Annotated in this window: 8 protein-coding genes; 7 read left to right on the top strand and 1 reads right to left on the bottom strand. The window is 51.0% G+C overall.

Going from position 1 to position 11,916, the window contains the following annotated elements:
* Positions 1 to 18: 18 nt before the first annotated feature.
* The 7 genes from ACO064_RS16780 (at position 19) to ACO064_RS16750 (ending at position 9,219) form a co-directional block, all read left to right on the top strand.
* Positions 19 to 651, top strand: a complete 633-nt coding sequence (locus ACO064_RS16780; protein WP_421828410.1) for an acetyltransferase — start codon at positions 19 to 21, stop codon at positions 649 to 651.
* A 627-nt stretch (positions 652 to 1,278) separates the two neighbouring features.
* Positions 1,279 to 2,091: an alpha/beta hydrolase gene (locus ACO064_RS16775; RefSeq protein WP_421828409.1), complete on the top strand. Its 813-nt coding sequence runs from the start codon at positions 1,279 to 1,281 to the stop codon at positions 2,089 to 2,091.
* A gap of 99 nt (positions 2,092 to 2,190) precedes the next feature.
* Positions 2,191 to 2,994 carry an alpha/beta fold hydrolase gene (locus ACO064_RS16770; protein WP_421828408.1) on the top strand — a complete coding sequence of 268 codons (804 nt, stop codon included), beginning with the start codon at positions 2,191 to 2,193 and terminating at the stop codon, positions 2,992 to 2,994.
* A gap of 31 nt (positions 2,995 to 3,025) precedes the next feature.
* Positions 3,026 to 4,021, top strand: coding sequence for an alpha/beta hydrolase (locus ACO064_RS16765; protein WP_421828407.1), 996 nt, complete (start codon positions 3,026 to 3,028; stop codon positions 4,019 to 4,021).
* 68 nt (positions 4,022 to 4,089) lie between these two features.
* The gene (locus ACO064_RS16760) at positions 4,090 to 4,404 is read left to right on the top strand and encodes a hypothetical protein (RefSeq protein ID WP_421828406.1); all 315 of its coding nucleotides are present in this window, start codon (positions 4,090 to 4,092) and stop codon (positions 4,402 to 4,404) included.
* A 141-nt stretch (positions 4,405 to 4,545) separates the two neighbouring features.
* The gene (locus tag ACO064_RS16755) at positions 4,546 to 6,846 is read left to right on the top strand and encodes a tetratricopeptide repeat-containing sensor histidine kinase (protein WP_421828405.1); all 2,301 of its coding nucleotides are present in this window, start codon (positions 4,546 to 4,548) and stop codon (positions 6,844 to 6,846) included.
* Between the two features lie 45 nt (positions 6,847 to 6,891).
* Entirely contained in the window at positions 6,892 to 9,219 is a 2,328-nt protein-coding gene (locus tag ACO064_RS16750; protein ID WP_421828404.1) for a histidine kinase dimerization/phosphoacceptor domain -containing protein, read from the top strand.
* Between the two features lie 4 nt (positions 9,220 to 9,223).
* On the opposite strand, the gene ACO064_RS16745 is transcribed toward ACO064_RS16750, so the two are convergent.
* Positions 9,224 to 11,704 (bottom strand): sigma 54-interacting transcriptional regulator, encoded by a 2,481-nt coding sequence (locus tag ACO064_RS16745; RefSeq protein WP_421828403.1) that lies wholly within the window; start codon positions 11,702 to 11,704, stop codon positions 9,224 to 9,226.
* Positions 11,705 to 11,916: the final 212 nt, after the last annotated feature.

Raw genomic sequence — 11,916 nt, 5'->3', positions numbered from 1 at the left:
TAATGTAATTCGATCAACATGGAAAATCCAGTACTCATTTTGGGAGCAGGCAGTTTGGGCGTCACGGCGTTGGACATTTTTCAGCGCAACGGTGTGGTCGTCTACGGTTTGCTGGATGACGATAAAAAATTACACGGCAAAGAATTCGGGGATGTGACGGTGTTGGGCGAAACCGACGACGACGGTTTTCTGAAGCTCATTGGCCATAAATGTGAAGCGTTTGTGGCGGTAGACGACACCCGCGTCCGGAAAAAACTGGTCAAAATGCTGAACGACCGGCGGCACGTTCAACCCGTCAATGCCATTCACGATACCGCCATCATCTCGGCTACGGCCACCCTCGGCCATGGGAATCTGATTGCGGCCCGGGTCGTCATCAACCCGTTTGCTGAAATAGGGCAGCATTGCATCATTCAGTCGGGTTCGGTCATCGAGTCGCAGGCCAAACTTGGCGATTTTGTCCACATCGGAACGGGCAGTTCCATTAATTCGGCGGTCACCATTGAGGAAGGTACTTTCATTGGTACGGGTGTAACGGTTATTGCGGGCGTCACCATTGGCAAAAACGCCCGGATCGGGGCCGGTTCCGTCGTGATCGAAAACGTGGAAGCCGGGACGACGGTGTTCGGTAATCCGGCGAAGAAAGTTTAAATGATTACACAGAGTTGATCAGAGGAAAGCAGGGTTTATCAGAGAATTTTCTGATTACCTCTGATTTTCTCTGATAAACCCTGTGTAATAACCAAGTTCATTTCCGTGATTCTTACCGCTTTGTCGTTGATTTTTACCGGTCCTCTCCCGCAGAAGGAGCCGACCTTTGCCCGGAACTATCAGACAACACGTTCCCGGAATCATGACAACCTTCTTTCGCTTCTCCGCTCCTTCTTTTTCCGCATCCAGCCGGTACCGGTACTATGGAGCCCCTTGATGAACTCCTCTTTCCGGGAGTCCTCGAATCCATCGCGTTTTCACTGATCATAGTCGTTTTCATCACGATTTTGGCCATCATTATCCTGTGGCGTTTGGTAAAACTAACGCTGTCAAACGTTCCCTGCTGGGTGTGGATCTTACTGATTTTTTTGATAGCCTGGACCACCCAATACGTCATCACGTCTCTGATTCACCCCTAGCATCATTACCGGCAAAAACCGCCTGTTGCCAGTTTTTTCCGCAATTCTTACCGCTTTGTCGTCAATTCGTACCAGTAATCTCCCGGACGGTGAGCCGACCTTTGTTCCGTTCTCTTCTGAACAACCGTTTCTTAAAAACCAGACAAAAATGAAAACTTCTCACTCCAAAACCGTCGTGTTCATCACCGGCGCATTTGTCAGCCACACCTGCTGGGACGAATGGCGGACCTATTTCGAAAGCAAAGGCTACACCACCTTTGCACCGCCCTGGCCTTACAAAGACGCCCCGGCCGTTGAACTCCGGGCCCGCCAGCCCAATGACAAGCAACTGGCGCTGCTAACGCTGGGCGAACTGGTCGATCATTACGTGGACTTCATCCAGGCACTCCCCGAAAAACCCATTGTGATCGGGCATTCATACGGCGGGATGCTGACGCAGATTATGGTGAACCGGGATCTGGCTGCGGCTGGTGTCGCCATCCACTCCATTCCGCCCCTGGGTGTATTTCCCTACGAGTTTTCGTTTCTGAAAGCTGGCTGGAAATCGCTGGGCATCTTTACCGACCTGGAGGAAACGTATCTGATGTCGTTTGAAGACTGGCAGTATGCTTTTGTCAACGGCATGCCACTCGAAGAACAGCAGGCTTCGTACGAGAAATACATCATTCCGGAATCGAAAACCGTTGCCCGGGGTGCCCTGACGAATGTCTCCAAAGTGGATTATGCCAAACCACACGCGCCCCTGCTGTTTACGGCGGGCGATCTGGACCACATCGCCCCGGCTCACCTGAACATCCGCAATTTCAGAGCCTATGAATTCAATGGTTCCGTGCTTGACTACAAGTTGTTTAGTGGCCGCAATCACTACGTGCTGGGACTCCCAACCTGGCAGGAAGACGCTGATTTTATTCTGGACTGGATCGATACGAAAGTTCTGGTGAAAAAAGCCGCTTCAGTATAACCGCCAAAACCGCTGCGTATACAAAATACCGTTCTTTTTCTTCACACCATTTTTTTTGATTCAAACCACACTTTTTATCTCATAAACACGTCTGAAATCATGAAATTTCTCCTGATGCTTATTGTCTTCGCCTGTCCGTTTCTGGCAACGTCCTGCGACGACGACAAAACGGAAGCGGCCCCCAAACCGACTTTTGTCTTTGTACACGGCACGTTCGCCGATGAGTCAGCCTGGCAGTTGATCAAACCCAAGCTCGAACAGGCTGGTTATTCGGTGGTTGCGTTCAATTTACCCGCCCACGGCACCGACCAGACGCCCGTGAGCAAAGCCAATTTTGAGCTGTATGTCAGCACGGTTGTCCAGAAAATCAATGCCATTTCGGGAAAAGTGGTCCTGCTGGGTCACAGCATGGGCGGCATGGTTGTCACCCAGGTGGCGGAGCAGATTCCGGCCAAAATCGAGAAACTGGTGTATCTGTGTGCTTTTCTGCCTAAAAACGGCCAGACGCTGTACGAACTGGCCAGTTCCGATACCGAAAGTTTGCTGGGACGCAGTCTGCACCCGGAAGCAGATGGCCTGACGGCTTCGCTGCCGCCGAATGTGCTGGTTCAGGTTTTTGCCGTGGATGCGCCGGAAGCCATTCAGAAAGAAGTAGCAAAAACCCGACCGGAGCCGCTGGCGGTTTTTGCGGGCAAGGCCAGCCTGACAGACGCCAACTTCGGCAAAATCCCCAAATACTACATCAAAACGCTGAAAGATGAGGGGGTTACGCCCACGTTACAGCAACGCATGATCGACGGTTACCCGGGCAAAATCGCGAAAATTTACACGATGAATACGAGCCACAGCCCCTATTGGGCCAAACCGGACGAACTGGTGAGCATTTTGAAGGAGATTAATTAACGCATTTTCAGACAATTCTTTTTATACAAACATGGAAATACAGATACTGCCCGTGATCGAACCGCTCGATCCGGCAACGGACCCCGCCATCGAGAGCCATACCAAAGCTTTTCTGAACGCCCTGAACAGCGGTGGAGGCACACCAATGGAGCAACTCAGTCCGGCAGAGGCCCGGGCGGTGCTGGAATCGGCCCAAACCTCGGTCGAGGTCGATATGTCCGGCGTTTATGTTTCGCAACAGACCATTTCGCAGGACGGTTTAAGCGTGGATCTGGACATCGTTCGCCCGGCGGGTGTTGCCGGAATTCTTCCCGTTTTTCTGTTTTTCCACGGCGGAGGCTGGGTGCTGGGCGACTTTCCGACCCACCAGCGGCTGGTGCGCGATCTGGTGGTCGAGTCGGGGGCCGTAGCGGTTTTTGTCAATTACAGCCGCTCGCCGGAAGCCCGGTTTCCCGTAGCGCTCCACGAATCGTATGCCGCCCTTCAATGGGTGGCCGAAAACGGGTCGGAGCTGAACGTCGACGGTTCGCGGCTGGCCATCATCGGCAACAGCGCCGGGGGCGACCTGACAGCCGCTGTCGCGCTGATGGCCAAAGACAAAAACGGCCCCAAAATCCGGTTGCAGGTGTTGCTGTGGCCCGTTACCAACGCCGATTTCGACACGGTTTCTTACCATCAATATGCGACCGACCGGTTTCTGACCCGCAACATGATGATCTGGTTCTGGGACAGTTACGCCCCGAATCCGGAAGACCGCCGTTCGTATTACGCGGCCCCGCTGCAAGCCACGCTCGAGCAATTGAACGGATTGCCGCCAACGCTGGTGCAGGTGGCCGAAAACGACGTTCTGCGCGACGAAGGCGAAGCCTATGCCCGCAAGCTGGACGAAGCGGGCGTGCCGGTTACGCTGATCCGCTACCAGGGTATGATCCACGACTGGGGGTTGCTCAATCCGTTGAGTCAGGTTCCGGGTACGCGCTCGCTCATCACCCACGCAGCGGCTGAATTGAAGAAGTTTCTGCGCTGATCCAGACCTTTGTTTTTCCATCCGGTGGCCATTTTGATCCGTCATTCCGGTCGTAAACCCTGACGAAAATGAATCGCAATGAGTTGACAAATCGCGTAGCCGGTTTTCGGCCGGACGACATCGTCCCCCCGGTTTTGAACAACATGGTACTGATTTCCAGTCCGGTATCGCTCCCGGATCATCCGGCAGAGCGATGTCTGCCGGAACTGGAAGACCGGAATGCCCAAGTGATCAGAGCGTGGTTGCAACAGCCCGACATCAGTCGGATTGCGGCTCAATGTACCTGGCATCTGGCCGAAGGACATCCATTGTCGGGGGTATTACGAAACAGAAATAAAAAATCTACCAAGTTGATTTTAAGATACTTGTCGGCGTATTTTTGAAAAAAGCAGATCCACACCGTTCACAATGTTCGTAAGGCAGTCCTTTTCAGGTACTGCTTTACGTGTTGTATACCTTCCTGCTACCGAAAACCGCGTGAGACGAGCGGTATTTATTTTTGATACTGTTTTGCTGATTTCAACATGAGACAATCGCTATTTATCGGACTCTTGATGATCGCCCTGTTGGCTCAACAGACCACCGTGCAGGCTCAACCGAAGGCGCATTCCATCGATAGCCTAAAAGTTTTGCTCCGGCAAAGTCGACCCGACACCACTTGCGCCAATTTGCTGCTGGAACTGGCACTGAGTTATGTATTTAAACCAGGTGATGTAGCCTCGGATCTGGATACGGCCCTGTTGCTGGTGCGGCAAGGGTATTCCATCAGTCGGCATTTTCACTTTGTTAAAGGAGAAGGAAAGGCTTATCTGATTGGAGCACAAGCCCATCGATGGAAAGGAACTAGTCGGCTGGCCCGCCGATTCGGCCAAACCGCCATCAATCGTTTTGATAAAATCAACGACATCGCCGGATTGGCCGCAGCGCATATGGAACTCGGTAATTCCTACAGCAATGGCGTGGAGGAATTGAAGCAAAAGATTTACTACTACGAACGGGCACTCCCCCTGTTTCGTCAAGTTCGTCAGCAGGAACGCGAAGCGATAACATTACGGATGCTGGCTGAATTTTACTACATCCAACAGAACAATCTCAAAGCCATTACGATGGCCAGGCAGTCGCTGGCCATCTATCAGCAAATTAACTACCCGGATATGCAGGGGATTTATGATTTGTTGGGTAACATGAGTTTAAGCACAGGAGATTTCAAAAAGGGGCTTGAATATGGTCTGCTGGCGCTCAGAACCGCTGAAAACCGCCGGGATACTTCGACCCAATTATGCACCATCTATAACCGGCTTGGTCTTACGTACTATCATCTTTTGGATTACCCATCGGCCCTTCGATACTTCCAGACCGCCTTTCAACGCGCCAAAGTCCATAACGATATGGGACTCATTGGCCTTACAGGTCATAATACCGCGAATGCGTATAAACGATTAGGGCAATATAAGCGGTCTATTGCATTGCAAAATAATCTATTACAGACGTATCCAGCGATGGACCTGGCACTGAAAGCCATGATTACGTCGTCAATCGTCAACAATTATCAATTATTGAACAGGAAGGGTGGGATGGGCCAGGTTCAGCACTATAGTGACCAGTTGATGAACCAATTGGCTCAATTACGGAAAGTAAACCGCGAATATGAAGTAGTTGCACTCACCTACCCGGTATTAATTGACTTTTACATCACCAACCGTCAGTTTAGTCTGGCCAAATCCCTCCTCACGCGATTGGATGAGCATGTCAACCGGTCTGGCATCATCCGGGAACGGTCTACGAATCAACGACTCCAGTTTCGGCTGGATTCGGCTCAGGGTAATTACCTGTCCGCCATCAAACATTTTAACCTCTATAAAGAGCTTCAGGATTCGCTGAATAATGAACGAAAAAATAAGGAGGTGGCCCGCTTGAGTGTGGAGTTCGAAACGGAAAAAAAGGAGCAGGAGCTAAAACTAAACAAAGCCAATATCAATCTGCTAAAGAAGGAAAATCTGGTTCAGCAAACCAATTTGCAAAAGCAGCAAAACAAGCAGAACAGCCTCATTGGTGGAGCCGTTTTACTAATGCTCTTGCTGGGGCTGACGTATAACCGCTATCGCCTGAAACAGCGTACCAATCGACAACTGGAAGCCAAACAACGGCTCATCGATCGGAAAAACGAGTCGCTGCAACAACTGCTGGAAGAACGGGAGTGGATGCTCAAAGAGATTCACCACCGGGTCAAGAACAACCTGCAGGTCATCTCCAGCATGCTCAACTCCCAGTTCGATTTTCTCCACGATCCGACGGCGCTGGCGGCCATCCGCGAAAGCCAGAATCGGGTGCAGGTCATGGCGCTGATCCACCAGAAACTCTACCTATCGGAGAATCTGGGGCAAATCGGAATGCGGGATTACATTCATGCTATTGTCGATTATCTGCTGGAATCCTTCGACCGGCACAACACGGTGTATCCCCAACTCACCATCGCCGATGTGAAATTGGATGTCGCACTGGCGACGCCCCTGGGGCTGATTATCAACGAAGCGGTGACTAACTCGTTGAAATACGCGTTTCCCGAAAACCGCACCGGGACTATAAAAATCGAATTGATCGCCCTTGCTAATCAGGTGTTTCAACTCACCATGAGCGACGATGGGATTGGCTTACCCGCCGATGTTGGCATTGCCCGCGGCAAATCGCTGGGGTTAACGATGATCCAGGGTTTGAGCAAGCAGATCAAGGCTCAACTCGACATTGCCAGCCACAAGGGCGTCGTGATCAGCCTGGAATTCAGCGGGGTGAAAAACCCGGTCAAAACCGCTCCGCAAATTGTATGACGCCCTTGAAAATTTTGTAGTGACATTCATTAACCGGTTTTCGGCATGCGATACTTTTTACGTTTCGTTCTTTTTTGGGCCACTCTGCTAATTCAGGTACCCGATACATTGGCACAGCCCCCCACTCATTCCATCGACAGCCTGAAGATTGTTCTCAAGCAAAGCCGTCCCGATACCAATCGGGCAAATCTGCTGCTGGAACTGGCCCGGAGTTACATCCTCAAACCGGGCGAGCAGGCAAGCGATCTGGATACGGCCCTGCTGCTGGTGCGGCAAGCTTACCATTTGAGTCGTTCTTTGGCCTATTCAAAAGGACAAGGTACCGCTTACCTGATCGGCGGTCAGGCATACCGGGAAAAAGGAAAAAGGCAACTTGCCCGTACCTACGATCAAATGGCCATTCATATCTTTATGAAACATCATCACGCGGCTGGCCTGGCAGCCGCGTATCTGGAAATGGGCGACACGTATGGTATATCCCAGGAAGAACTGAACGAAAAAATTCAACAGTATGCAGCCGCCCTCCCTCTCTTTGAAAAAACCAGGCAATGGGAACGACTGGCAACCACTCTGAAGGTTTTAGGGGATTTAAACAATATAAGGAATGAGAATGTAGAAGCGTTGAAACAGTTGAAGCGGGCACTGGCGATATACAAACAAATTAATTATGCTGACCTACAGGGTGTGTATGACTTGCTAGGGGACGTCAGTAATAAACTGGGGGATTTTCAAAATGGTCTTAAGTATGGACTGCTGGCGTTGAAGACCGCCGTGCTGCGTAAAGACACATCGCTTCAATTATGCACCATCCATAACCGACTGGGTATGACTTACTATAAATTACAGGATTATCAATCGGCCCGTAATTCGTACGAGAACGCGCTTCGTATCGCTAAAGAGTATCATGACACACTTTCGGTTAATTATGTAGGTGTAAACTTGTTGGAAACCTATAAGTTTCTAGGGGCCAGCAAGTCAAGTCTATTTCTTTTGAAGGACTTAACAACGAATTATCCTGCGAAAGGGCTGGAAGAAAAAATCAGAATTACTGGTTATTACCTCCATTACTATCAGGAAACCTGGAATTATCCGAAGGCCCGGCGGTATTGTGATCAACTTACCGTTCAATTTTCGCAATTACCCACAAAGGCAAATTCATCATTTTTGGTTGGCTGTAAATATGCGATCCGGTTTTTCCTCCTTACCAATCAAATCAAGCGGGCTCAACAGTATATAGACGAATATCAGATTGCGGCCAATCAAACTACTCAGAAAGATCAGATTGCCTACGGTCATTTGTTAGCTTTTCAGGTTGATTCGGCCCGGGGCGATTTGCGTTCTGCAATCCATCATTTTAAGTTGTATAAAGCCACGCAGGACTCCTTATTGAATGAGCGAAAAAATAAGGAGATTGCCAATCTACAGGTAGCTTTTGAGACGGAAAAAAAAGACCAGGAAATCCTGCTCAAGGGAAAGAATATCCAACTTCTTCAAAATAAGAACCTGGCTCAACAGGTTAGCCTGGAACAAAAGGAACTTCAGCGGAACAGCATGATTGGCGGAGCGGTTTTATTAATGCTATTACTGGGATTGACCTACAACCGCTACCGGCTGAAACAGCGTACCAACCAACAACTGGAAGCCAAACAACAGCTGATTGATCAGAAAAATCGGTCGCTTCAACACCTGCTCATCGAAAAAAATACGTTGTTGAGCGAAAAAGAACAACTGCTGGAAGAACGCGAATGGATGCTGCGGGAGATTCACCACCGGGTTAAGAACAACCTACAGGTCATTTCCAGCATGCTCAACTCCCAGTTTGATTTCCTCAACGATCCGACCGCTCTGGCGGCCATCCGCGAGAGCCAGAACCGGGTGCAGGTCATGGCGCTGATTCACCAGAAACTCTATCAATCCGACAATCTGGCCCAGATCAACATGCGGGAATACATCCACGAAATTGTGGATTACCTCATCGAATCCTTCGACCGGTTCAACACCATTCACCCCCAGGTCATGAGTGTCGATGTCCAATTCGATGTAGCCCTGGCCACGCCGTTAGGCCTGATTATCAACGAAGCCGTCACAAATTCGCTCAAATATGCTTTTCCCCAAAACCGTCCCGGCACCGTTATCGTCACCCTGACGAGCGTCGAAGAGCAGACCTACCGACTGATGATCAGCGATGATGGTGTGGGATTGCCCGCCGGGTTTGATGTTGCCCGCAGCAACTCGCTGGGTCTGACAATGATTCGCGGTTTGAGTAAACAGATCAGGGGACAATTGGAGATTACACAGGAAAACGGGGTGGAAATCAGCCTGTTATTCAGCGTGGCTAAAAAACCGGTGCGGGCGGTTTTGCAGACGACTTGATGGATTAAACGGGCCGAACGGTGATGTTCAGCTTTTTCATGCGCGCTTCCAGCGTCGTCGGTTTGATGTTCAGGAGTTCGGCGGCCCCACCTTCGCCCCGGATGCGATTGCCGGATTTTGCCAGAGCCGCCAGAATCGCCGTTCGCATCGTGGCCTGCAAAGGTTCCACCTCAAACGTTGAAACAACCGACGGAACCGCCAAACCCGTCAGCAGCGGCTCGGCGAGTTCCAGCGTGTTGGTGCGCGACAGAATGGCCGCCCGCTCCAGTACATGCTCCAGTTCCCGAATGTTGCCCGGCCAGGCATACTGCCTCATCTGCTGCAACGACGAATTGGCAATTCCGGTCAGCGGTTTTCCCAGTTTTTTGCCGATTTTTTGCAGGAAATGCGTCGTCAGCGGCAGCAAATCCTCCAATCGCTCGCGCAGGGGCGGTAAACGGATCGGAAAGACATTCAGTCGGTAATACAGATCCGAGCGAAACCGGCCCGCCGTCACCTCCTGCTGCAGGTCTCGATTTGTAGCCGCAATGATTCGGACATCCACCCGGATCGGCCCCTTTCCGCCCAGTCGTTCAATCTCTTTTTCCTGAATCACCCGGAGCAGTTTGGCCTGCAACTCCAGGGGAAGCTCCCCAATTTCGTCCAGAAAAATAGTGCTCCCATTGGCCAGTTCAAACTTTCCAATCCGTTTTTCAATGGCTCCCGTGTAGCTCCCCCGTTCGTGGCCGAACAGTTCGGATTCAATGAGTTGCGAGGGAAGTGCCGCGCAGTTTACCTTCACGACCGACCGGTTTTTGCGGTTCGACTGGTTGTGTACCGCCCGGGCAATCAGCTCTTTTCCCGTACCGGTTTCGCCCGTAATCAGCACGGTAGAATCCGTTTTAGCGACCTGCTCCGCACTTTCGAACACGGTTTTCAGGGCTGAGCTGGTTCCAATAATCTCCTCAAAATTATGGCCGGTTTTAATTTCCTCCGTCAAATACGTCTTCTCCCGCTCCAGTTGCTCGCTCAGGTCCCTGATTCGCTCAAAGGATACCAGATTTTCCAAGGCCAGCGCGATCTGACTGCTGATTTCCTGCAAAACCAGTACGTCTTTTCGGGTAAATGCATAGGCGGCTTTGCTCGCCAGCAACAGTGATGCCATCGGCTCGCTGTTGTTCATGATCGGAACGTAGAGGAACGATTTCCAGTCGGCTCCTTTGCCATACACGGCCTGGGCCAAACTCCGCTGCTTTTCCGTTTCCGGCGATTGTTGGCCCGCAGGTTCCGTAAACCAGGGCGTCATTCCTGTCAGAGTCACCAGAGGGTCCGGGCCGGGCAGCAAGGTAAACGAACCGCCCGCTTTCTGTACCACGGTTGTCGTGGCGGATGATGCCGTCGTAGAGTCAATCCGAAAAATTGCCAACCCGTCGATGGGCAGGAGGTTATTGAGCGCTTTGGCCACCAGCGGAACGATCTCTGCCCGGTCTTTTCCATTCCGAAAAGCCGTCACAATGGCCAGTTCCGTCGCTTTGGTCTGTCGGTGGGCTTCGATTTCTTCGTACGCCAGCAGGTTGTTCAGAGCCAGGGCTATCTGGGGAATAATCAGACTAATGACATCATACGCTTTCCGGGAAAAACCGTCGGCAAGCGTGCTGGACAACAGGATGGTAGTAGACGATTCCTGCTTCAATTGGATCGGAAAAAACGCCAGCGAACGAACGCCAAAACGGTCCCGGCAAGAGCGAATGGCCGGGTACCTTTCGCACAGTTGATCAAAGGCGGTTTCAGTGAAAATACCGCCCTGTTTATCCGAATCGCCTACTGATTCTCGTACCATTTCATCAATCATCACGTCGCGCCGGTCACTTTGCACCAGTGAAGTAAATGGAATGCGCTCGAAGGTTCCGGGAGCAATCTTCTGGAGCATCAGCCAGTAACTGGCGGCTTCGTCGGACAATCCGATGCGAAGGTTAAAGAACGAAAACGGAACAATTTGATCGATTTGATCGGCAATAGCCAGACAAAGTTGACTGCGATCCTGAATGGTTACAATGGCATTGTTCACGGCCATTTGCAGCGCCTGTTGCTGCCTTAGCTTGGCTTCTTCACTGTGGGCGTGCCGATACCGGGCGATTTCCAGCGTCGTCAGCACATCTTTTTCGCGAAATGGCTTATTCAAAAACCCGAACGGGTGTGTTTCTTTGGCCAATTCCAGCACGCTGCTCGTCAGGTTGGCCGACAGGTAAACGAAGGGCGTATTTTCCTCACGCAGCCAGTGCGCCAGATCGATGCCGGTCTGATCGCCGTCCAGAAAAATGTCCAGCAAGACAATGTCCGGTCGCTGCTTTTCAACCACCGTAATTGCTTCCGGAACTGATCCGGCCAACCCGATAACCTGGTAGCCCGCCTTTTCCAGGATGCGCCGAAGGTCATTGGCAATCATAAATTCGTCCTCGACAATGAGCAAGGTAGGCGACGGGACCAATTCGTTCGGAGACAGCATTTTTTTCTGGATTGTGGATTCGGTTTCCGGTCCGGAGTGTTCAAAGATACGAACAAGAATACAGGGGCGTAACCTCCAAAATCCAACTCCACTATAATGGAGGCACTCCAATATGTTGGAGGACAGTTTCAGTCACAAACCGACTAGAACTAATCTGCAAAAAATTGATAATCAAAGTATTAACTATTCCATACGGTTTATTTCCATTTGTA

This window comes from Larkinella sp. (assembly GCF_965227735.1).
GTDB lineage: Bacteria > Bacteroidota > Bacteroidia > Cytophagales > Spirosomataceae > Larkinella.
This window is presented reverse-complemented; position numbering and strand designations above follow the sequence as displayed.

What these genes read in the sequence shown, in the direction of transcription:
- ACO064_RS16780 (WP_421828410.1), top strand. Translation starts at nt 19, where the DNA reads ATGGAAAATCCAGTACTCATTTTGGGAGCAGGCAGTTTGGGCGTCACG.
- ACO064_RS16775 (WP_421828409.1), top strand. Translation starts at nt 1,279, where the DNA reads ATGAAAACTTCTCACTCCAAAACCGTCGTGTTCATCACCGGCGCATTT.
- ACO064_RS16770 (WP_421828408.1), top strand. Translation starts at nt 2,191, where the DNA reads ATGAAATTTCTCCTGATGCTTATTGTCTTCGCCTGTCCGTTTCTGGCA.
- ACO064_RS16765 (WP_421828407.1), top strand. Translation starts at nt 3,026, where the DNA reads ATGGAAATACAGATACTGCCCGTGATCGAACCGCTCGATCCGGCAACG.
- ACO064_RS16760 (WP_421828406.1), top strand. Translation starts at nt 4,090, where the DNA reads ATGAATCGCAATGAGTTGACAAATCGCGTAGCCGGTTTTCGGCCGGAC.
- ACO064_RS16755 (WP_421828405.1), top strand. Translation starts at nt 4,546, where the DNA reads ATGAGACAATCGCTATTTATCGGACTCTTGATGATCGCCCTGTTGGCT.
- ACO064_RS16750 (WP_421828404.1), top strand. Translation starts at nt 6,892, where the DNA reads ATGCGATACTTTTTACGTTTCGTTCTTTTTTGGGCCACTCTGCTAATT.
- ACO064_RS16745 (WP_421828403.1), bottom strand. Translation starts at nt 11,704, where the DNA reads ATGCTGTCTCCGAACGAATTGGTCCCGTCGCCTACCTTGCTCATTGTC.